This is a genomic window from Streptomyces sp. NPDC002018, assembly GCF_042890865.1.
GTDB lineage: Bacteria > Actinomycetota > Actinomycetes > Streptomycetales > Streptomycetaceae > Streptomyces.
The window spans coordinates 121,290-142,319 of sequence record NZ_JBIASO010000011.1 but is presented as its reverse complement, the minus strand read 5'-3'; the positions used below and the strand labels follow the sequence as shown (position 1 = coordinate 142,319).

General features: G+C 70.9%; 17 protein-coding genes. 10 read left to right on the top strand and 7 right to left on the bottom strand.

Annotated features, from left to right (window positions below; genetic code table 11):
• The first annotated feature begins 14 nt into the window (after positions 1-14).
• The 3 genes from ACFYYH_RS20080 (at position 15) to ACFYYH_RS20070 (ending at position 2,361) form a co-directional block, all read left to right on the top strand.
• Positions 15-392, top strand: coding sequence for a YybH family protein (locus ACFYYH_RS20080; RefSeq protein WP_388552526.1), 378 nt, complete (start codon positions 15-17; stop codon positions 390-392).
• A gap of 51 nt (positions 393-443) precedes the next feature.
• A complete protein-coding gene (locus ACFYYH_RS20075; protein WP_388552523.1) occupies positions 444-869 on the top strand; it encodes a YybH family protein in 426 nt (141 codons plus the stop codon).
• A 316-nt stretch (positions 870-1,185) separates the two neighbouring features.
• A complete protein-coding gene (locus ACFYYH_RS20070) occupies positions 1,186-2,361 on the top strand; it encodes an acyl-CoA dehydrogenase family protein (RefSeq protein ID WP_388552520.1) in 1,176 nt (391 codons plus the stop codon).
• Positions 2,362-2,437: 76 nt separating this feature from the next.
• On the opposite strand, the gene ACFYYH_RS20065 is transcribed toward ACFYYH_RS20070, so the two are convergent.
• Complete coding sequence (locus ACFYYH_RS20065) at positions 2,438-2,986, bottom strand: flavin reductase family protein (protein ID WP_388552517.1); 549 nt, start codon at positions 2,984-2,986, stop codon at positions 2,438-2,440.
• Between the two features lie 196 nt (positions 2,987-3,182).
• On the opposite strand from ACFYYH_RS20065, the gene ACFYYH_RS20060 reads away from it, so the two are divergent.
• Positions 3,183-4,781 carry an aspartate aminotransferase family protein gene (locus ACFYYH_RS20060; RefSeq protein ID WP_388552514.1) on the top strand — a complete coding sequence of 533 codons (1,599 nt, stop codon included), beginning with the start codon at positions 3,183-3,185 and terminating at the stop codon, positions 4,779-4,781.
• 195 nt (positions 4,782-4,976) lie between these two features.
• Positions 4,977-7,040, top strand: a complete 2,064-nt coding sequence (locus ACFYYH_RS20055; protein ID WP_388552511.1) for a BTAD domain-containing putative transcriptional regulator — start codon at positions 4,977-4,979, stop codon at positions 7,038-7,040.
• Here ACFYYH_RS20055 and ACFYYH_RS20050 read toward each other — a convergent pair.
• From ACFYYH_RS20050 to ACFYYH_RS20035, 4 genes are all read right to left on the bottom strand, one after another.
• Positions 7,012-7,632: a hypothetical protein gene (locus ACFYYH_RS20050; protein ID WP_388552508.1), complete on the bottom strand. Its 621-nt coding sequence runs from the start codon at positions 7,630-7,632 to the stop codon at positions 7,012-7,014. The genes ACFYYH_RS20055 and ACFYYH_RS20050 overlap by 29 nt on opposite strands.
• Positions 7,633-7,757: 125 nt before the next feature.
• Positions 7,758-9,992: a BTAD domain-containing putative transcriptional regulator gene (locus tag ACFYYH_RS20045; protein ID WP_388552506.1), complete on the bottom strand. Its 2,235-nt coding sequence runs from the start codon at positions 9,990-9,992 to the stop codon at positions 7,758-7,760.
• A 51-nt stretch (positions 9,993-10,043) separates the two neighbouring features.
• On the bottom strand, positions 10,044-10,799 hold the full coding sequence (locus ACFYYH_RS20040; protein ID WP_388552503.1) for a thioesterase II family protein: 756 nt from the start codon (positions 10,797-10,799) through the stop codon (positions 10,044-10,046).
• Positions 10,800-10,806: 7 nt separating this feature from the next.
• On the bottom strand, positions 10,807-11,415 hold the full coding sequence (locus ACFYYH_RS20035) for an NADPH-dependent FMN reductase (protein WP_388552500.1): 609 nt from the start codon (positions 11,413-11,415) through the stop codon (positions 10,807-10,809).
• Between the two features lie 174 nt (positions 11,416-11,589).
• Here ACFYYH_RS20035 and ACFYYH_RS20030 point away from each other — a divergent pair, with 174 nt between their 5' ends.
• Positions 11,590-14,862: a BTAD domain-containing putative transcriptional regulator gene (locus ACFYYH_RS20030; protein WP_388552497.1), complete on the top strand. Its 3,273-nt coding sequence runs from the start codon at positions 11,590-11,592 to the stop codon at positions 14,860-14,862.
• 115 nt (positions 14,863-14,977) lie between these two features.
• Here ACFYYH_RS20030 and ACFYYH_RS20025 read toward each other — a convergent pair whose 3' ends face one another.
• Positions 14,978-15,415 (bottom strand): winged helix-turn-helix transcriptional regulator, encoded by a 438-nt coding sequence (locus ACFYYH_RS20025; RefSeq protein ID WP_388552494.1) that lies wholly within the window; start codon positions 15,413-15,415, stop codon positions 14,978-14,980.
• 217 nt (positions 15,416-15,632) lie between these two features.
• On the opposite strand from ACFYYH_RS20025, the gene ACFYYH_RS20020 reads away from it, so the two are divergent.
• From ACFYYH_RS20020 to ACFYYH_RS20005, 4 genes are all read left to right on the top strand, one after another.
• Positions 15,633-17,036 (top strand): MFS transporter, encoded by a 1,404-nt coding sequence (locus ACFYYH_RS20020; RefSeq protein ID WP_388552492.1) that lies wholly within the window; start codon positions 15,633-15,635, stop codon positions 17,034-17,036.
• A gap of 360 nt (positions 17,037-17,396) precedes the next feature.
• A complete protein-coding gene (locus tag ACFYYH_RS20015; protein WP_388552489.1) occupies positions 17,397-18,575 on the top strand; it encodes an acyl-CoA dehydrogenase family protein in 1,179 nt (392 codons plus the stop codon).
• A 133-nt stretch (positions 18,576-18,708) separates the two neighbouring features.
• Positions 18,709-19,551 carry an NAD(P)H-binding protein gene (locus tag ACFYYH_RS20010; RefSeq protein ID WP_388552486.1) on the top strand — a complete coding sequence of 281 codons (843 nt, stop codon included), beginning with the start codon at positions 18,709-18,711 and terminating at the stop codon, positions 19,549-19,551.
• A 235-nt stretch (positions 19,552-19,786) separates the two neighbouring features.
• Positions 19,787-20,275, top strand: coding sequence for a pyridoxamine 5'-phosphate oxidase family protein (locus ACFYYH_RS20005; protein WP_388552483.1), 489 nt, complete (start codon positions 19,787-19,789; stop codon positions 20,273-20,275).
• A gap of 52 nt (positions 20,276-20,327) precedes the next feature.
• Here ACFYYH_RS20005 and ACFYYH_RS20000 read toward each other — a convergent pair whose 3' ends face one another.
• Positions 20,328-20,969, bottom strand: a complete 642-nt coding sequence (locus tag ACFYYH_RS20000) for a hypothetical protein (RefSeq protein ID WP_388552480.1) — start codon at positions 20,967-20,969, stop codon at positions 20,328-20,330.
• Positions 20,970-21,030 lie beyond the last annotated feature (61 nt).

Below are 21,030 nucleotides of genomic sequence, written 5' to 3'. Positions count from 1 at the left end.
GGTTGGATCTCCTCATGTCTCAGCTCACCGATGACGTGGAAAAGCACACCGATCTGTATGTGCAGGCCTTCAACGCGGGCGACTTCGAAACGGTCGACAGCTTCTACACGGCGGAGGCCGTCGCCGTGTGGGAGCAGGGGAAGCCGCTGACGGGTGACGCGCGCCGCGAGTACCAGCGGGAATTCCTCAGGAGCCGGCCGACGATGACGGCCCAGCCCCGCCAGACGTTCGTCACCGGCGACACGGCCCTGCTGATCGTCGACTGGACGATCGACACCGTCGACGAGGAAGGAAAGCCCGAGCGTCTCCAGGGCACGGGCGTCGACGTCCTGCGGCTCGGCGAGGACAAGGTATGGCGCTACGCCATCGACGACCCGTACGGCCAGGGCTGAACCGGGTCGCACGGATATCCCCCCGAACTTACGGAAAGGACCGACCGACCCATGTCGTACACCTTCAGTATCGACTTCGATCCGGCACGCCCGGATCTCACCGGCGACACCGACACCCAGAACGAGATCTTCATTCAGGCGTTCAACTCCGGTGACGGGGAACTGTTCAACAGCCTTTACCGCGAGGATTCCATCTCGAATTTCTCCGGTGAGCCCCTCACGGGCAAGGAGCGCCTCGCGTTCTTCAAGGAGTTCCTCGCCACCAAGCCCGATCTGCACGCCACCGTCACCCACGCGTATGTCGCCGGTGACGTCGCGCTGATCGGCGTCGACTACAAGATCGACACCACCGGGCCCGACGGCGAGCCCGTACAGCTCAGGGGCGTGTGCACCGACGTCCTGCGGCGCGGGGACGACGGCCGCTGGCTGATGTCGATCGACCGTCCGGTGGCCGCCAACGGTCTGGTCGCCGACTAGGACGGCGCCCCGGCCGACAGGGTCCGGGCCCGCGGCGCCCAGGCCGACCGGGCCCAGGCCGGGAGAGCCCGGTCCTGGCCGCCGGCCGGGCGGCGGCCAGGACCGCACACGGGTCCCGGCCGGCGCGGGAGGTCCCGGCACACGGCCGGCACACGGCCGGGACACGAGCGAGGGGCACGACCGCGAACCCCCCTGGTCGCAGGGGGGTTCTGGCGTGGTGAAGGCGATCACGCCCCCCCCGGACCCCACCACCCCCGCGCCCTCACGACCCCACCAGCTCACGACATCGCGACATCACGCACACCGAGGAGAGACAGTGGCCACGCAGGAAGAACTGACCTCAGTACTGGACGCGGTACGCGACGCCGTCCCCGTGCTGCGCCGCAACGGGGCCGGCGCGGAGGAGCGGCGCTGGATACCCGACGAGAACATCGACCTGCTGGAGAAGGCGGGGGTGTTCCGTACGGCGGTACCGCGCGAGCACGGCGGTCTCGACTTCGACGCGGCGCAGCAGGCCCAGGTCATCGCCGAGGTGGCCCGGGGCTGCCCCTCCACCGGCTGGCTGACCATGGTGTGGCTCACCAGTGCCTGGTGCGCCACGCTCTATCCGGACCAGGCGCAGAAGGAGGTCTTCGAGGGCGGCAGCAGCCGGGTCTCGATCGTCTTCGCCCCCACCGGCACCCTGCGTCCGGTCGAGGGCGGCTACCGTCTCAACGGCACCTGGCGGTTCAACTCCGGCTGCCGCGGCGCCGGCTGGGACCTGCTCGCGGCCGAGGTCGAGCACCCCGACGGTACGAGCGAGGAACTCGTCGCCCTGGTGCCCACCGGGGAACTGGACCTCGCGGACGACTGGCATGTCTCGGCCGGCGCCGCCACCGGCAGTTCGACGACCACCGCCACGGATGTCTTCGTGCCGGCCCACCGGGTGGTGCCGCTGGAGGAGGCCATGGTCAGCGCCACCGGCAACCGCTCCAACACCGGGGCCACCGGGCGCAACTACGGTCTGCTCGGCTACATCATGTCCAGCGTGTCGGCGACCTTCCTGGGGATGGCCCGCGGCGCGTTCGAACTCTTCCTGGAGCGGCTGCCCGGACGGGGCATCACCTATACGCAGTGGACGGAGCAGAGCCTGCACCCGCTCACCCAGCAGCAGGTGGCCATCGCGTCCAGCAAGATCGACGCGGCCGAGGCGCTCTCCCACTCCTGGCACCGGGTGCTCCAGACGGCGGCCGACGCGGGCGAGCAGCCCTCCGACGAGGAGAAGGCCGTCATCCGGGGCCGGACCGCCTATGCCGCGCAGCTCTCCAAGGAGGCCGTGGAACTGCTCTTCGCGGCGAGCGGGGGCTCGGTCATCCGCCTCGACGTGGACCTCCAGCGCTTCCACCGCGACATCCAGGGGTTCTCGCTGCACGCGCTGGTGCAGCTCAACGCCAATCTGGAGGTGCAGGGACGGGTCCTGATCGGACTGGACCCCGGTACGTACTTCCTCTGACGCTCGCGGGTACCCCAGAAGGCCCGGGTCGCTGTTACGGCCCCGGGCCTTCCCGTATGTCCGGCGGCGCCGGGGATCAGGCGCCGGCCTGATCCGCCCTGCCGAAGCGGCCGTTGACGAACAGCAGGCCCTCCTCGTCGCTCTCCTGCCCGGCCGCCAGGACCGTCCCGATGAAGATGGTGTGGTCGCCGAAGTCGTGCGAGTCCGTCAGATCGCACTCCAGCCAGGCCACCGAACCGGCCAGCAGGGGCGCTCCGGTGTGCTCCCCGGCGTGCCAGGCCAGCCCCTCGAACTGGGCGGCGCCCAGCGTCCGGTGCTTGTCCGCGAAATGCCGTGCCAGCCCCTCCTGCCGCACTCCGAGTATGTTCACGGCGAATCGCCCCGCCGAGGTCAGCGCCGAGTGCATCACCGCGCTGTGACTCACACTGCACAGCACCGACGGGGGTTCGAGGGAAACCGAGCTGAACGCGTTCGCCGTCATGGCGTGCAAATGCTCACCCCCCACCGTGAGCACCGTCACACCGGTCGCGAAGCGGGACATCACTTCTCTCAGCCGGACGGGCTTCACCGGCTGTGGCCCGGAACGCAAGGCCGCGGGATCGAGTTCAGTGGACGCGGAATTCATGCCACCCTCTCCGAGGTATCTTTCGCGAGGCACATCACGTGCCGTCCATGGGCATTGGCAGCCAGTGGCCTTCAACGTACCCGGGCCGGCGTCGCCGTCTCCCACCGTCGGGTAACCGCTGCCGCACCTGGCCCCGCACACCGGGGATGACCCTCCGGTGACCGCTGGTTGACCGGGCCCGAGCACCCTGTGGGGCATGAATCACAACAGCACCGCAACCAAGGCCCCCGAACTGGCCGAGCCGTTTCTGCGCGAGGTACTCGACAGCGCCGGGCTGGCCGTCGAATATGTGAGCGCGAAGGGCAACACGCTGTACTGGCGGGACGACGAGGGACACGAGACGCCCGTGGCCGACTTCGCCGGCGGCTACGGATCCGTCCTGCTCGGGCACAACCACCCCGAGATCGTCGAACGGGCGCGGGAACTGCTCGCCGGGAACACCCCCGTGCACGCGCAGTTCTCCAGCCACCCCTACGCCAACCGCCTCGCCGCGGAGCTGAACCGGATCATCCACCGGGAACTGGGCACCGACGAGCCGTACTTCGCGGTCTTCGCGAACAGCGGCGCGGAGGCCGTCGAAGCCGCGGTCAAACACGCCGAGCTGGACCGGGGCATGCGCATCGCCGCCCTGCTTGAGGAGATCGCCGCCGGGAACGAGGCCGCGCGCACCGCCGTGGAGAACGGTACGGCCACGGTCGCCGAGCACACCCTCGAACGGGTCGGGCTGACGGCGTCCGCGGCGGGCGCCCGGGAGTCCCTCCGGCTGATGGAGACGGCACTGGCGCTGCGCAACGCGGAGCAGACGGCCCGGCCGCCCCTGTTCCTGGCGCTGGAGGGCGGCTTCCACGGCAAGCTCGCGGCGAGTGTGCAGCTCACGCACAACGAGGGGTACCGCACGCCCTTCAAGGCGCTCGCGGCCCAGGCCCGGTTCATTCCCCAGGACCGGCCGGACGTGCTCAAGCAGGTGCATTCCGAGGAGCGGGGCGTTCTTCTCGGCATGCGGGTCGTCGACGGCCAGCTCACCATCACGGAGCGGGAGTTCCCGGTCTTCTGCGCCTTCCTGGTGGAACCCATCCAGGGCGAGGGCGGAATCCGTGTGCTTTCCCGGGAATTCGCCGGGGAGATCCAGGAATTCTCCGAGAGCGTCGGCTGCCCGGTGATCGTCGACGAGATCCAGAGCGGAATGGGAAGAACCGGCGCCCTGCTGGCGAGTTCCCGGCTCGGACTGCGCGGCGACTATTTCACGCTCGCGAAGACGCTGGGCGGCGGTATCGCCAAGACATCCGTGATGCTGGTGCGCCAGGCGTATTACAGAAAGGAATTCGAGATCGTCCACAGTTCGACCTTCGCCAAGGACAGCTTCTCCTGTCATATCGCGCTCAAGGTCCTCGAACTGCTGGAGGCCGACGGCGGCGCGGCGTACCGCAGGGCCGAGGAGCGGGGCGAGGCGCTGCGCGCGATGCTGACCGCCGTCCACACGGACTTCGGCGATGTGGTCGCCGACGTCAGGGGCCGGGGCCTCATGCTGGGCCTCGAATTCCGTGATCAGTCGCACTCCCCGTCGGACGTGATCCAGGGGGCCGCGCGCGGCGGTCTGTTCGGCTACGTACTCGCCGGTCACCTGCTGCGGCACCACCGGGTCCGTACGTTCCCGACCGCGAGCGCGGTCAACACCCTGCGCTTCGAGCCCTCCGTGGAACTGAGCGACGCGGAGATCGCGCAGTTGGAGGCGGGGCTGCGCGATGTGTGCGCGCTGCTGCGCGCCGGGGCGGGAGAAGCGCTGACCGCGGCCTGAGCCGGCCGGCCGCCACCGCCGGCGGCCACCGGCTCGTCGCACCCCGGTAATACCCACGCCTCGGTAAACCTTTGACGAAAGCGTTATCCGATTATTACCGTGGCCGGTGGCCATTGAACGGGGGAGTTCATGCGTTTTCGTGTCCTGGGCGCGTTGGAAGTCGATAATGACGACGGTCTGGTGGAACTTGGTGGCGTGAGGCAACGATCCGCTCTCGCCTACCTGTTGCTGCACGCCAATCAGGTGGTCTCGACCAGTCAGTTGCTCGGCGCGCTGTGGCCGGCGGACGACGCGCCCATGACCGCGCGGAAGATCCTTCAGAACGCCATCTGGCGGCTGCGCGGGGTGCTCGCGCGGCCGTCCTCCGAGCATCCCGCTCCCGAGCTGCTGACCCGTAACCCCGGCTACATCCTGCGCGTACGGCCCGAACAGGTCGACCTGCTCGTCTTCCAGCAACGGGTCGCCGCGGGCCGGGCGGCACTGGCCGGCGGCCGGCCGCTGGCCGCGCGCGATCTGCTGACCGACGCGCTCGCGCTCTGGCGCGGCTCGGTGCTCGCGGACCTCGCCGAGGAGGGCACGTACTGGGCCGAGGTCTCCTCGATCCAGAAGAAGCGCCTCGATGTCATGGAGGACTGCTTCGAGGCGGAGCTGGCGTGCGGCGGGCACCAGCGGGTGCTGCACGAGCTGAAGGCACTGGTCGAGGCCGAGCCCCTGCGCGAGCGCGCCTCGCGCCAGCTCATGCTCGCGCTGTACCGGTGCGGCCGGCAGGCGGACGCGCTGGCCGTGTACGGGAGGGTGCGGGAGGCGCTCGTCGACGGCCTCGGGCTGGAGCCGAGCCCCGAACTCCAGCAGCTCCAGCGGGCCGTCCTCACCCAGGACCCGGTGCTGGACCTGCCGCGCACCGCGCCCGTCGCGGAACACGCGGCTCCCGCGGCCCGTCCGGTGCCCAGGCCGGAGTCGCCGCGCGTGCCCGGTCCGCCGGTGCCCGAGGCCGTCGAGATGCCGAGCGAGTACCGGCAGGCCAGTGTGCTTCTGCTGCGCTTCGGGCTCGGACCGGACGTCGGGCGGCTGCCCCCGGAGGTCGTCGACCGCGTGCTCGACGCGGTGACGCAGCTCGCCCGCGAGAAGATCGAGGCGGAGGGCGGCATCGTCGCCTCGGCGCTGGGCTCCGTCCTGCTCGGGCTCTTCGACGACGACACGTCGGAGGCCGCGGGCGCCGTCCGCGCGGTACGGGCGGCGGCGGCCGTCCGTGACTGCCTCGCCATCGCGTCGGCCACCCTGCGCTCCGCGGCCCACGGGCTCTCCGCGCACGGCGCCGTGTACACCGGACAGGTCGTCGTCTGCCGCTGGCCGGGCGCCGGGGTGACCCCGCCGTGGATCGGCGGCCATCTCGTGGACGACTGCCAGGCCGCGCTGTCGTCGGTCCCGGCGGGCGAGGTCCATGTCTGCGACACCACCCGCCGGCTGACCGAGCCGCACATCACCTACCGCGAGGGCGGCACCGTCCTGGCCCCGTGGGAGCTGATGGCCGTGGGGGACGGCTTTCCCAACCAGTGGCCGGCCCCGGCCGGCGACCGGGAGTGCGAACTGGACCTGATGCGGGCCATCCTGCTGCGGACCCGGCACCGGTCCACACCGCACCTCGTCACCGTTCTCGGCCCCTCGGGCCGCAAGACCCGGCTGCTCGTGGAGTTCCAGCGGCTGGTGGAGGCGGGCGCCGCCGAGCCGGTACGGGTGCTGAGCGGCACGGTCACCCCCTCGCGCGACGGGATGTCCGCCCCGGCCGAGATGCTCGCCTCGTACGCGGGGATCGTCGCCGAGGACACCCCCGAGGCCGCGTCCGCCAAGCTCGACGGGGTCCTCGCCGTGCTCACCGGGGACCAGGACATCGCCCGGACGCTCCGCTCCTCGTTGCGGCCGATGATCCACTCGCGCGGCCCGGTGCGCCGCGAGGCGCTCGCCGCCTGGCGGGACTTCCTCATCCTGGCCGCGTCGAAGCACCCCCTGGTGGTGGTCTGGGACGATCTCGATCTCGCCGACGAGCCGCTGCTCGACCTGGTGGAGAGGCTGGCCGACCCCCGTGCCGACGTACCGCTGCTGAATGTCGTCGGCGCGGACGCGCGGCTGCTCGCCCGCCGTCCCGGCTGGGCCGCCGGGCGTCCGCAGGCGATGACGATCAGCCTGGGTCCGGTGACCGACGACGCCCTGGATCAGCTCCTCGAATGCCTGCTCATGCCGGGCCGGGCAGCAGTGGCCTAGGGCCTCTCGGGCGCGCCCCGCGGGGCGCGGCGGCGGTCCTGGCGCCTGCGGGGCCGCCGGCGCGGGCCAGGGCGCGGATGACCTCCAGGCCCTCCGGCGCGTGGGACGGCAGCGACAGGGTCGCAGACTCGATCAGCAGGGATATCGCGACGGCGTGCTGATGGGCCGCCCCCCGGGGGAAGGCGGGAGCGCCCCCGTCCCCGGGGCGCGGGGTCCGGCAGGCGCTGGAGAGCACCTGCCGTGCCCACCGCACCACCGACGGCCGCGTCCTGTGGTGGCCCAGCAGCGTCGCGGTGGGGGCGGTGAGCAGTGTCTTCTCGAAGCGGCGGAGGATCGCGTCCGCGTGCTCCGCCAGCAGGGATTCGCCCGGCTCGTGCCGATGGGCCGGCGCGGGACGGGGAAGGGGGACTTCGCCGCCGGACGCCGTTGTCCGGGAGGTGATTCTCGCGCGACGAAGTCCCTCGGTCAGGGCTACGGTGAACTCCCTGCCGACGAAGGCGGCGAGGGTCGCGTCATGTTCGAAGGGCCCCAGGACGACCTGGGATGAGGACCCGGGGCCAGGCTGCTCGCGGTGCGTATGGCTGTTGTCCATACGGAGCAGCTAACCAAGTCCCGTACACCGGGGAACCACTTGCTGATCTGCGTGGCGGTCATGGAGGGCCCGTGACCGTACGGTTCCCGGCGCCCGCGCTTCCCGCGGCGTCCGGACGGAAGACCCTAGGCATCGCCGCCGGACACCGCCTGGAGCGGTACACGCGGCGACTCGGAGAGCCGGGTGAGACTCAGCGTGCTGGTGCTGCGCTGCCCGACTCCCCAGAGCGGACGCTTCCCGAGCAGTTCGGGGCGGGCACTCGCCACGATGAGCAGGGCGGCGTTGTCGGCGGTCGTGGCCAGCTCCTCCACCCAGTCGAGCACGGCGTCCGAGGCGAGGTGGAGATTGTCCAGACACAGGACCAGTGGCTGCTGCCGTGCCCGCAGCGACAGCAGGTCGGCCCAGCCGTTCATGACATGACGGGGATGCATGGCGGGCGGCGGATGGTTCGGTACGAGCAGGTCCTGGAGCAGCCGGTCCGCGACCGGCCCGATGCCGACCGTGCCGTGCACGAGACCGGTGAGCAGCTCGCCCTGCGGGGTGTCCGGCGGGGTGGACGAGAACTCCCGCCAGGCGTCGAGCAGGGCACCGGCCAGACTGTGCAGGCTGGTGGCGCCGTTCGCGGGCGCCGCCGGCCGCAGCACGAGCACCTCGTCGGGCCCTCCGGTGATCCGGCGCTCGAACTCCGCCAGCAGCCGGGACTTGCCCGCCCCGGGCTCACCGAGCACCGTCAGCAGATAGGGGACCCGGTGATGGCGGGAGTGGGCCAGCAGGCTGTTCAGGATGTCCAGTTCGTACTCCCGGGGGAACGGCGCCCCGCCGACGGCGCTCACCGGGAGGCCCTGCGGACAGACGGCACAGGCCTCGCGCACATCGGGGACGGAGCCCCCCTTCCCCGGGACCCGGAGATAGCGGACCTGGCTGTCCGTGCCGACCGCGGCCTTCCTGCTGACGTAGACCTTCCCCGGCGGTACGTCCGAGAGCAGATGCTGGGTCGTGTCCAGCAGCGCCCCCACCACGGAGACGGCGCCGTCGGGGGCGTCGGGGGCGTGCCGCACGAGCACCCCGCCCGTGGTGACCACCGCCCGGACGGCGAGGTCCGGCACATCCCCGAACCGGTCCCGTACCGCGAGCGCCGCCCGTACCGCGTCCAGCGAGGCGGACAGCGGATCGGAGCGCAGCCCGAACAGGGCGGCGGAGAGATGGCCGACGGATCCCACGACGGTGCCGCCGTGCTCCTCGATGCCCTCCGCCACGACGGTGACCGCCCGGTGCAGCGCGGTGTTGAGCCGCCCCGGCTCCAGCCGTCCGTCCTCCGGTGTGCCGGTCTGGATCAGCAGGACGGAGACCTCCTGCCGGGTGCTCACCGGAGTACCGCCGCGCGTGCGTGCCGGGCGCTGGTCCACCACGAGCCGGGGCTCGGCGGGACGGCGCGCCGTCCCGGGATCCGGGCGGTTCCCGTCGGCCGCGGTGGCGGGCACGGGAGCGGGCGCCGCCTCCACGGCGTGCCGCACGGGCCCGCCGTCCGGCCGTCGCGGCAGATCCGTCACCTGCGCCACCTCCGCGGGCGCCCCGGTGGGAGCCGCGAGCGAGGGGTGGTGGTGCAGGATGTGCTGCTGGAGCGTCTGGAGATCCCGGGAGGGTTCGAGACCGTACTCCTCGACCAGTTCGAGCCGTACCCGGCTGAACACACTGAGGGCCTCGGCCTGCCGCCCGCAGCGGTACAGCGCCAGCATCAACTGCCCGCAGAGCCGTTCGCGCAGCGGCTCGGACTCCACGAGGGAGACCAGCTCGCCCAGCACGGCGTGGTGACGCCCGCACGCCAGTTCGGCCTCGAAGCGGTACTCCATGGCGTCGAGCCGCAACTGCCGCAGCCGTGCCACCTCGGGCCAGTCCAGCCCCTGTTCCACCAGGTCGGACAGGACGGGTCCGCGCCACTCGTCCAGCGCCTCGCGCAGCAGCTCGGCCGCCAGGGCCGGCTCGTCGGCGTCCAGCAGGGTCCGGCCCTCGGCCACCCTCCGGTCGAAGCGCGACACGTCCAGCGTGTCGGGTGCGACATGCAGCATGTATCCCGGGGACCGGGTGAGCAGCTCCGGCGTCGCGGCCCCGGACACGTCCACCAGGGAGTGCGGCCGTGACAGCGCCGCGCGCAGCCCCGACACCGCGTTCTGAATGATCTTCCTGGCCGTTACGGGACGGCTCTCCTGGGACCAGAGCGCGTCCAGCAGCTCGCTGGTGGCCACCACTTGATTGGCCCGCAGGAGCAACTTCCCGAGAACGGCCCGTTGTTTGAATCCTCCCAAGGCCAGCGTCCGGTCGCGGGACTGTACTTCCAGCGGCCCCAGAATCCTGAATTCCACGCCTTCTCCCCCATTGCTTGACCACCTGTCGGTCGGTGACTGGCGCTCGCGCTACCTGCCTCCCTGCGTGACCGGGTCCTGGGCACCGCTCACCAGCAGTTCGGCGACGGCGTCGAGATGCCGGTCCAGATAGAAGTGGCCGCCGGGGAAGACCTTCAGCTCGCAGCCCGCGCGGGTGAACTCCTCCCAGCGGGCCGACTCCGTGACCGGGACGACCGTGTCGTCCCGCCCGGTCAGGGCGGTCACCGGGATGTCCAGCGGCCCGCCGGGCCGCCAGCGGTACGAGGCGAGCGCCCGGTAGTCGGCGCGCAGCGCGGGCAGCGCCATCTCCACCAGCTCGGGGTCGTCGAGCACGGCGGCGCCGGTCCCGCCGAGCGAGCGGACGGCGGCGAGGATCGCCTGGTCGTCCGCCAGCAGATCGTGGGGATTGGGGTACGGTCCTGGCGCACCGCGCCCGGAGAGGAACAACCGGATGGGGAGGGGCGCTCCCCACCGCTCCAGGGCGCGGGCGGTCTCATAGGCGACCAGCGCCCCCATGCTGTGGCCGAAGAGCGCGTACGGGCGGTCGTCGGCCCCGCGTAAGCCCTCGGCGATCCGCTCGGCGAGACGCACGATGTCGTCCGCCGGTGTCTCGCGTCTGCGGTCCTGGCGCCCCGGATACTGCACGGCCAGGACATCGAGGCGCGAGGAGAGCCGGCGCGACAGCGGGGCGAACACCCCGGCGGAGCCGCCCGCGTGCGGAAAACAGATGAGTCGGGTGTCGTGGAACCTGGCCTCTCCGAACCGCCTGAACCACTGACTGTCCATGGTGATCTCACTCCTCCGTGTGGGATTGAGGTTGCTCGTAGGGTTCCTGGGCGCGGGCCCCGCGCAGGGCCCGCGCCCACCAGCTCAGCCGGTCGAGCATCAGACGGGCCGCCTCGTCGCTCGCCTCCGTGGCGACGGGGCGGCCCTCCGGCCCGAAGCGCTCCCAGTAGTTGTGGAAGCTCACGGTCTCGCGCACCGTCACGGCGTGGACCTCGGCGAAGACCTGGCGCAACTGGCCGACCGCGGCCAGCCCGCTGGAGGGGCCGCCGTAGGAGAGGAAGCCGACGGGCTTGGCGTGCCACTCCTCGTCGTACCAGTCGATCGCGTTCTTGAGGGAAGCCGGGAAGCTCTGGTTGTATTCGGGCGTCACCACCACGAAGGCGTCGGCGGCGGCCAGCCACGGCGCGAGATCCTTCACCGACTGCGGTTTGACCGCCCGGGGATCGGCGGACATGACATCGGGCAGCCATGCGGTGGCGAGATCGATGACATCGACGTCGAAATCACGCCGTAACCTCGCGCGCGAGGCGAGCCACTCCGCGGCGACCGGCCCGAACCGGCCCTTCCTGACACTGCCGATGACAATGACCAGCCGAAGCCGTTCACTTTCGGCCATTCCGTTCTCCCCCACCGGACTCCCCCTCTGGCCCTCGGTCCGGTCCCACAGTCGCGGATGGTCCTTCGGGTTTGCTTCGGGTCCGGTTCGGAGTTGTTCGGGCAGCCGTCCGATCCGCTTTGGGGCCCACGGAACAGCCGTCACTCCATGAGGCGCCCGGGTTACTGTGAGGTCATGCGATTCGGGGTGCTGGGACCACTGGAGGTGTGGAGCGCCGAGGGAAGGCTGGTGCCGGTTCCCGAGGTCAAGGTCCGGACGCTCCTCGCGGACCTGCTCGCCCACCACGGCGAAGTCGTCCCCACGGGACGGCTGATAGAGGACCTCTGGGGCGGCTCCGCCTACACCGCGCGTCCCACCTCCTCCCTCCAGGCCAAGGTCTCCCAGCTGAGACGGGCACTGGAGAACGCCGAACCGGGCGCCCGTTCCCTCGTCGCCCACCAGGCGCCCGGGTACACCATCGACGTGCCCGCCGAGGCACTGGACATCGGCCGCTTCCGCGCCCTGGTGGCCGAGGCCCGGCTCGCCGAGGAGCCCCGCGCGAAGGCCGCCGTGCTGACCGACGCGCTCTCCCTGTGGCGCGGGGCGGCGTTCGCCGACTTCGCGGACCAGCCGTTCGTACGGTCCGCGGCGGCGGCTCTGGAGGAGGAGCGCCTCGCCGCGGTGGAGGAGTACGCCGAGACCCGGCTCGAACTGGGCGAGCACAGCGTACTGGTCGGTGAACTCACCGCCCTGGTGGACCGGTTCCCGCTCCGGGAGGGCTTACGCGCGGTGCAGATGCGCAGCCTCTACCGCGCGGGACGCCCGTCCGAAGCCCTCGACAGCTACGCGGATCTGCGCCGCCGCCTCGACGAGGAACTGGGACTGATGCCGGGACCCGCGCTCGACGCGCTCCAGCAGGCCATCCTCCGCCACGATCCCGCACTGGCCCGGCAGGAGGTACCTCCCGATCCCGCCACCACGGCCCGGGTCCGCACCAATCTGGCCGCCTCGGTGAGCACCCTGGTGGGCAGGGACGGGGCGATGGAGGAGGTGCGTACCCTCATCACCCGGCGGCGCCTGGTCACCCTCACCGGCCCGGGAGGCGTGGGCAAGACCCGGCTGGCGGTCGCCACGGTCGCCGGACTCTGCTCGGAATTCCCCGACGGTGCCTGGCTGGTGGAGCTGGCGGGCGCCTGTGCCCCCGATTGTTCCATCGGTGCGGAACCATTGGCTGAACGGGTGATGGCCGTCCTGGGAATCAGGGAGTCGGCCTTCGACAGCCGCGCGGCCCCGGCGACCCAGCGCCTCGCGGACGTCCTGGCCTCCCAGCGGCTGGTGCTGGTCCTGGACAGCTGCGAGTACGCCATCGACGACGTGGCGCGGCTGGTGGGGCCGCTGCTCGACAGCGCGCCCGGACTCCACGTCCTGGCGACCAGTCAGGAGCCCCTGCGCGTCAGCGGGGAGACGGTCTGGCCGGTGCCCTCGCTCGGGCTTCCGCTGCCCGGTGAGAGCAGGCACGACGTCCTGCTCGCCTCCAGTGCCGTACGGCTCTTCGTCGAGCGCGTCCGTGCCACCGGGCCGGACTTCGCGCCGGACGCCGCCACCGTCCGGCGGATCGCCGAGATATGCCGCCGTCTGGACGGCATCCCGCTCGCCCTGGAGCTCGCCGCCACCCGGGTCAGGGCGCTCGGCGTGGACGAACTGCACGACCGGCTCGACGACCGCTTCCGCATACTCACCAGCGGCTACCGTGACGCCCCCCAGCGCCACCGCACCCTCCAGGCCACCATCGAGTGGAGCTGGAGCCTGCTGGACACACGGGAGCGGACGGTGCTGCGCAGGCTCTCCGTCTTCGCCGACGGCTGCGACCTGGAAGCGGCCGAACAGGTCTGCTCCGGCGCGGGGATGCCGGGAGAGGACGTGCTCGACGCCCTCGCGGTCCTGGTGGACCGTTCCCTCGCCCTCAGAAGCGACAGCCCGGCCGGGGCACGCTACCGGCTGCTCGAGTCCGTCGCCGCGTACGGCCAGCAGCGACTCGCCGAGTCGGGCGAGGCCGCCGAGGCCGGCGCCCGGCAACTGGACTACTACACCGAGCTGGCCGAGCGTGCCCAGCCTCATCTGCACGGACGTGACCAGCGCCGCTGGCTGCGCCGTCTCGACGCCGAGGCGGCCAACTTCCAGCGCGCCCTGGAGGAGGCCAGGCGCGGCAAGGACGCCCATCGTGCCCTGCGGCTGTCCAACGCGCTGAGCTGGTACCGGTTTCTGCGGGGCCGCCTCGGCGAGGCCCGCAGGGCCCTGGCGGCCGCGCTGGCCATCGACGGCGAGGCGACACCCACCGAACGGGCCGAGGCCACCGCCTGGCACGCCGGGTTCGCGATGCTGCTGGGGGAGGGGACCTCGGACACCGGGTTCCCCGCCGAGCGCGAGGGCGGCGGCCGCGAGGGCGGCGGCACGGAGCGGGAGGTGGGGCAGGTCAGGGCCGAGTGGTTCCTCGGCGCCGCCCACTGGAGCGTGGGCGTGCTGTCCGCCGGGGAGGACGGCGTGCAGCGCGCGCTCCAGCACTTCCGCGCGCTGCGCGACAGCTGGGGTACGGCGGCGGCGCTCAGCAGCCGCGCCGCGCTGGCCCTGGCCCGGGGGGACCTGGACGGGCTGCGTGACAACGCGCTGGAGGCCCGCGAGCACTTCACCGAACTCGGCGAGCAGTGGGGGCAGTTGAAGGCGGCGGAGGTCCTCAGCGTGCTGGCCGAGATCAACGGCAGTTACGAACAGGCCGAACAGCTCCACCGGGAGGGCCTGCGGATCGCCGAGGCCCTGGAACTGTGGCCGGAGGTCTCCCGCCAGTTGTCGGGACTCGGCCGTATCGCCCTCCTCGAACGCCGCTACCGGGAGGCCGAGGAGTTCCACACCCGCGCCCAGCGCCTGGCCGTCGAGCAGGGCAACCGGCCGGCGGAGCAGTTCGCCGCGCTCGGCCTCGCGCTCGGCGCCCGGCGCGAGGGGCATCTCGATATCGCGGAGGCCCGGCTGCGCCCCTGGCTCACCTGGAACCGCAGCCGCTCCGACGTCCCGGGCCTCGCCCTGGTCCTGGCCGAACTGGGCTTCATCGCGGAGCAGCGGGGCGACGCCGCCCAGGCGCTGGCCCTGCACCAGGACGGCCTGGCCACGGCGATGGCCACCGGCGACCCGCGCGCGGTCGCGCTCGCCCTGGAGGGGCTCGCCGGCGCGCACTCACTCGCCGGTCTGTGGGCCAGGGCGGCCCGGCTGCTGGGCACGGCCGCCGCCACCAGGAGAAGGGCCGGGGCACCGCAGCCGCCCGCGGAGCAGGCCGATGTGGAGCGGATCGCCGCGCGGCTGCGCCAAGCGCTCGGCGAGGACGGGTACGCGGCGGAGTTCTCGGCGGGCGGGACGACGGACCATGTGACCCAGGCGGCCGCGGAGATGGAGCACCTCGACTCCGCACGCCGCCCGTGACGGCGGCGGGACGAGTCCGTCCGGTCACGGACGTCGGGTGAACGCCCCTCCGTGGACGGGCGGTTACCCGGCGATTGCCGGGGCCGGCCGGCCCCGGCGCGCACCGGCCGACGGGTCAGGAGGCCTGCTTGTCGTACTCCAGACGGCGGTCGTACTCGGTGCGGGCGATCGCGATCTCGTGCTGGTGCTGCTCCGTCCACGCCACCAGGGCCTGGATGGTGTCATGGAGCGTCGCGCCGAGCGGTGTGAGTTCATAATCGACACGAGGCGGCACGACCGGGTGAACGGTCCTCCGGACGAGCCCGTCACGTTCGAGCTGACGCAGGGTCACCGTCAGCATGCGCTGGCTGATGCCCTCGATCCTGTGGCGCAGTTCCGTGAAGCGCAGGGTCCGGCGTTCGAGGAGCGCGATGACCAGCAGTGACCACTTGTCCGCGACGCGGTCGAGGATCTGACGCACCTCGCAGCCCTCGCGCGTGTCCCACTGAAGGATGTCGTAGTCCCCATCGGTACCCGTGCAGTGCGTCGGTGACTTTAAAGTGCCTTCTTCCATGGCCAGTCAGCTTGCCCGATGATTCCGAGAGTTACAAGTGGGAACCGGCAGGCTCCCGCGTAACTGGACTTGTGCGCCCGGGAACCCCGAATTGATTCCCTGGGCGCTTCACCGACGCGCCGGGAGCGCGGACGGAATCCCATTCATCATTCCTGCGTGTTCAAGGAGACATCCTGTGTCCACAGTGCAATCCCCATCGAGCAGCGGATCTGACCGCATGAGCGGGCGCGCTTGGGGCGTGCTCTTCGTGCTGTGCGGCGCGATCTTCCTGGAGGGTATCGACGTAGCCATGCTCAATGTGGCGCTTCCGTCGATCCGCGAGGATCTGGACATGTCCACGGGCATGCTTCAGTGGGTCATGAGCGCGTATGTCCTCGGCTACGGCGGCTTCATGCTGCTCGGCGGCCGCGCCGCCGACCTGTTCGGCCGCCGTCAGATGTTCGTGTTCTGGCTGGTGGTGTTCCTGCTCTTCTCCGGCCTGGGCGGTTTCGCCACCGAGGGCTGGATGCTGATCGTCGCCCGGTTCGTGACCGGTGTGGCGGCGGCCTTCATGACCCCGGCCGGTCTGTCCATCATCACCACGAGCTTCGAGGAGGGTCCCAAGCGCAACAAGGCCCTGCTCGTCTACTCCGGCACCGCCGCCGGAGGCTTCTCCATCGGTCTGGTCGTCGGTGGTCTCCTGGCCGCCGTCAACTGGCGGTGGGTGTTCTTCGCGCCGGTGATCCTCTCCTTCCTCATCCTGGTCACCGCGCTCGCCCTGATCCCCAAGTCGGCCCGCCCCGACCGCAAGGGCCAGCCCGTCGACCTCGGCGGCGCGATCACCGTCACCGCCGCCATCCTGCTGCTGGTGTGGGCCGTGGAGCGCGCCACGCACGTGACGGCCCTCTGGACGGTCGGCACGGTCGCGGTCAGCCTGCTGCTGTTCCTCACGTTCACCGCCATCGAGCGCAGGTCGGCCTCGCCGCTGGTACGGCTGGGCATCTTCCGCAACGCCGCGCTCGTCCGCTCCAACATCGCCGGTCTGCTCTTCGCCGCCGGGTTCTTCGGCTTCCAGTTCATCGTCGTCCTGTACCTCCAGGAACTGCGGAACTGGTCGACGCTCCAGACCAGCTTCGCCATGATCGTGATCGGTATCGACGCGATCCTCTCGCCCACGCTGACCCCCAAGCTGGTCGAGAAGTTCGGCAACGCACGGGTCATCTTCGGCGGTCTGATCCTGGCCTCGCTGTCGTACGCCCTGTTCCTGCCGGTCCAGGCGGACTGGACGTACGCGGTCATGTTCCCGAGCCTGATCGTCCTGGGTCTGGCCTTCTCGCTCGCGTACGGCCCGCTGACCATCGTCGCCACCGAAGGCATCGCGGAGGAGGAGCAGGGCGTCGCCGGCGGTCTGCTCTACACCTCCTTCCAGTTCGGAGCCGCTCTGGGACTCTCCTCGGTGGCCGCGGTCAACATCGCGGCGACGGACGGTTCGTCCCCGGCGGAGCAGCTCTCCGGATACCAGGCCGCCCTGGTCGTGCCCCTGGTCGCGGCCCTGATCGCCACCGTGATCAGCGCGTTCGGCCTGCGCAGCCGCGCCGCCGCCCCCGAGGTCGCCCCCGAGGCCCCCGCTCCGGTCCGGTAGAGGCGTCACGCCGACCTCCCGGAGCAGTACTCCGCGCCACCCCCCGAACGCGACGCCCTGGCCGCAATTCCCCCGTCGGCCAGGGCGTCGCTTTTTGCTGTGCGGCGCCAATTGACGTGAGGATTGGCGAAGACTTTCTGATTACCGATACGTGACCGCCCCTGGGCAAGAATGGCGGGGCGCGCCGGAATCGAGGTCGATTGCTTTCGGTTCCCGCCGCCCAGTCGCGTTGCGGTGCGAACCGCGCGGCGCACGTATTGCCCCATTCACGAACCGGTCCCGGGCCGTCGTCCGACAAGCGGCCCGGGGCTCGGCTCCGCCTCCCACCCCCCGGTGGGACAAGACTGCTCAGGAGGCAGAATGACTACCACGGACAGTGCCGTCGCCGCGGTTCTCGACGAGGTGACCGGTCTGGCCGCGACGCTTCGGGAGAGCGGTCCTGAGGCCGAGGAGCGCCGCTGGATCCCGGACGCCAACATCGAACTGCTCGACAAGGCCGGTGTGTTCCGGCTGTCGGTGCCGCGCCGCTTCGGTGGGCTGGAGGCACCGCTCGCCGACCAGGTCAGGATTCTGTCCGAGATCTCCCGCGCCGACACGGCGAGCGGCTGGGTGTCGATGATCTGGGTGTCCAGCTCATGGGTTCCCAGCCTGTTCCCCGACCAGGCGCAGGAGGAGGTGTACGCGGGCGGTGCGGCGCGCGTGTCCACCGGCTTCACCCCCACGGGCACGCTCACCCCGGTCGAGGGCGGCTACTCGCTCAGCGGCTCGTGGAAGTGGATCTCGGGCTCACGGGGCGCCAACTGGGGCCTGCTGTCGGCCCTGCTGGCCGGTCCTGACGGAACTCCGGCCCCCTACGCGGCCCTGGTGCCGTTCTCCGAGCTGACCATCGCGGACGACTGGCACACGTCGTCCGCGGCCGGCACCGGCAGCTCCACCGTCACCGCCGAGAATGTGACCGTGCCCGCCCACCGGGTGGCCGGCCTGCTGGACATCCTCTCCGGCGCGACCGGTGACCGTTCCAACACCGGGGCCACCGGCCGTAATTACGCGTTCATCCCGTTCTTCATGGCCCAGGGCGCGTCGGCGTACCTCGGTATCGCCAAGGGTGCCTACGACCTGTTCCTGGACCGGCTGCCGGGCCGGGGCATCACGTACACCTCGTGGACCGACCAGAGCCAGTCGCCGGTCACCCAGATCCAGGTCGCCACGGCGGCCAACAAGATCGCGGCGGCCGAGGGGCTCCAGGAGGCCTGGCTGAGCCTGATCCAGCGGCACGCCGACGCCGGCACCCAGCCGTCCGTCGAGGAGCGGGCCGCCGTGCGCGGCAAGGCCGCGTTCGCCATCCAGTTGGCGAAGGAGGCCGTGGACGAGCTGTTCGAGGCCAGTGGCGCGTCCGTCATCATGCGCGACGTCCCCTTCCAGCGCTTCCACCGGGACATCCGGGGCCTCTCGCTGCACGCGCTGTTCGCGTTCAACTCCAACCAGGAAGTGCACGGGCGCTCCATTCTCGGTCTCGCCCCCGACACGCCCTTCCTGTGAGCCGCCCCCGATAGCCGGTTCCGGCCGGCGCTCCTCCGGGCCACCCGCCGTGCCCGCGGGCGGGTGGCCCTCCTCGGCGCGCCCCATGTCCCTCATGTCCTCTGCTCGAACGGTTGGAAGGAACTCCGCTGCCATGACCGACAAGACCGTCCTCGTCCTGGGAGGGACAGGCAAGACCGGCCGCCGTCTGGTGGACCAGCTCCAGGAGCGCGGCGCGAACGTCCGGGCCGCGAGCCGGTCAGGACGTACACGTTTCGACTGGGACGACCGCAACACCTGGGAACCGGCGCTCCAGGGCGTCGACGCCGCCTATCTGGTGGACATGCAGGACAAGCCGGGAACCTGGGACGCGGAGAAGCACATCCGCGAACTGGCCGCCCTCGCCGTGGAGTCCAAGGTCCGCAGGCTGGTCCTCCTCCAGGCCCGGGTCACCGAGCCGGTGGGCGGCAAGTCCCTGATCGCCGGTGAGCAGGCGGTCAAGGACTCCGGCGCCGAGTGGACCGTGCTGCGGCCCAACTGGTTCAACCAGAACTTCGACGAGGGAGTGCTGCTCGACGGCGTCAAGGACGGCGAGCTGCGACTGCCCGCGGGCGACGGCCGGGAGCCCTTCGTGGACGCTGCCGATGTCGCGGCCGTCGCCGCCGTCGCGCTCCTGGAGGACGGGCACGCCGGGGAGACCTATGAGCTGAGCGGTCCGCGCGCGCTCACCCTCGACGAGGCGGCCGGCGAGATCACCGCCGCCATCGGCCGCGACGTGCGCTATGTCTCCGTACCCCACGGGGAGTACGTGGAGGAGCTGGTCCAGTACGAGGTGCCCGCCGACTACGCGCTCTTCGTGGCCGACCTCGTCGCGCAGATCCGTGACAACAAGAACGCCGTCCCGACCGACACCGTACGACGTGTCCTGGGGCGCGAGCCGCGTGACTTCTCCGACTTCGTGGCGGACGCGGCGGCCCGCGGGGCATGGAACCTCTGAGCCCGGCCGGCATTCCGTAAAGCCGCCCCCGGATATTTCCGGGGCGCGGGACGCGGGATGACTACTCGCTCGTGATCGAACGGTCCCGTGGTGGACTCGCTTGGTATGGCGGGGGTGAGTAGGTGACTTTGAAGTGCCCTCTTCCGCGACCCCTGAGGCCCATGCATGCTGGCTTCGGGTGAGTCTTCCACGGATCACTGTTCGATCAGGTAATTGCACGCAGACAGGAGCTGGCATGGCCGCCAAAGTCGACTCGTTCTCCGAGCTCGAGGACAAATTCTTCGAATACATCAAAGATATTCGTTACTGCACCATGATTACGGTGGACAAGAAGTCCCGCCCGCGTGCCCGTGTGCTGCTGCCGATCTGGGAGGTGGTCGACGGGCAGCCGGTCGGCTGGCTCGCCGCGTACAAGACCCCGGTGAAGGTCGCCCATCTCGCGAACAACCCGCACACCACCTACGCGTACTGGAGCCCCCGGCAGAACGCGGTCTATGTCGACAGCGTCTCCACCTGGGCGGAGGACATGGAGACCAAGACCTACGCCTGGGAGCTGTACCAGAAGGGCAGCCCGGCCGGGGTCGGCTACGACCCGTACAACTTCTGGCGCGGCGGCCCCGCCGATCCGCAGTACCACATCCTGAAGATCGAGCCCTGGCGGGTGCAGGTGCTGCGGGGCACGGACCTGAGCAGCCGTATCTGGACCAAGAAGGAGCAGGACTGAACGGACAGCGGCGCTGGCCGATGAGCACGCACTCGTCGGCCGGAAGGCCCGGTCAGCCGGACGGCAGCGCGTAGTCCAGCGAGATGTTGAGCGTGGTGGCGAAGGTCAGGTACATCAGCCACAGCCCGGTGAGGATGTGGAAGAACCCGAGCGCCAGCTCGCCCGGATTGCGCACCGCGGGCGCCTTCTCGTTCGCGCCTCCCACGGGCCGCGTGCGCGCCCCGATCCGGAAGCTGGCGAAGATCTCGCTGAGATAGACCCCGGTGAGTCCGGCGAACAGCACCCCCAGCGGCCAGGAGTCGGCGGAGAAGAAGACCACCATGCCCAGCACCGAGATGATGGTGAACGGAATCGACATGAGCCCGTTCGGACGTACGTCATTTCCCTGGTAGCGGTTCCACCCCATCGCGAACCAGTGAATGCCGTACGCCGAGAACGCCAGCGCCGCCGTGTAGAGGGCCGGTTCCTTGAGCGTCTCGAACCAGGCGAGGGCGACGAACAGATAGACGCCCGTGATGAACTGGCAGAAACCGGGGAGCCAGATTCCCCACACACCGCTCGCCCGGTCGACCGAGGTATTCCTCTCCGGGAACCGGAAGAGTTCCTGCGGCCCGTAGATGAGATAGCCGGTCCCGAGACCGAAGAATCCCAGGACGACCGGCGCGAACGTCGTCGTAGCGAACCCGATGCTCATCGGCGCTCCACTCCGAGGGGGAAAGCCAGGTCGTTCCGATCATGCGTCGGGCCCGTCGGCC

Coding starts and splice junctions, on each gene's coding strand:
- ACFYYH_RS20000 (WP_388552480.1), bottom strand. CDS start 20,969: ATGAGCATCGGGTTCGCTACGACGACGTTCGCGCCGGTCGTCCTGGGA.
- ACFYYH_RS20005 (WP_388552483.1), top strand. CDS start 19,787: ATGGCCGCCAAAGTCGACTCGTTCTCCGAGCTCGAGGACAAATTCTTC.
- ACFYYH_RS20035 (WP_388552500.1), bottom strand. CDS start 11,415: ATGGCCGAAAGTGAACGGCTTCGGCTGGTCATTGTCATCGGCAGTGTC.
- ACFYYH_RS20020 (WP_388552492.1), top strand. CDS start 15,633: ATGAGCGGGCGCGCTTGGGGCGTGCTCTTCGTGCTGTGCGGCGCGATC.
- ACFYYH_RS20075 (WP_388552523.1), top strand. CDS start 444: ATGTCGTACACCTTCAGTATCGACTTCGATCCGGCACGCCCGGATCTC.
- ACFYYH_RS20010 (WP_388552486.1), top strand. CDS start 18,709: ATGACCGACAAGACCGTCCTCGTCCTGGGAGGGACAGGCAAGACCGGC.
- ACFYYH_RS20050 (WP_388552508.1), bottom strand. CDS start 7,632: ATGGACAACAGCCATACGCACCGCGAGCAGCCTGGCCCCGGGTCCTCA.
- ACFYYH_RS20015 (WP_388552489.1), top strand. CDS start 17,397: ATGACTACCACGGACAGTGCCGTCGCCGCGGTTCTCGACGAGGTGACC.
- ACFYYH_RS20080 (WP_388552526.1), top strand. CDS start 15: ATGTCTCAGCTCACCGATGACGTGGAAAAGCACACCGATCTGTATGTG.
- ACFYYH_RS20060 (WP_388552514.1), top strand. CDS start 3,183: ATGAATCACAACAGCACCGCAACCAAGGCCCCCGAACTGGCCGAGCCG.
- ACFYYH_RS20030 (WP_388552497.1), top strand. CDS start 11,590: ATGCGATTCGGGGTGCTGGGACCACTGGAGGTGTGGAGCGCCGAGGGA.
- ACFYYH_RS20040 (WP_388552503.1), bottom strand. CDS start 10,799: ATGGACAGTCAGTGGTTCAGGCGGTTCGGAGAGGCCAGGTTCCACGAC.
- ACFYYH_RS20025 (WP_388552494.1), bottom strand. CDS start 15,415: ATGGAAGAAGGCACTTTAAAGTCACCGACGCACTGCACGGGTACCGAT.
- ACFYYH_RS20065 (WP_388552517.1), bottom strand. CDS start 2,986: ATGAATTCCGCGTCCACTGAACTCGATCCCGCGGCCTTGCGTTCCGGG.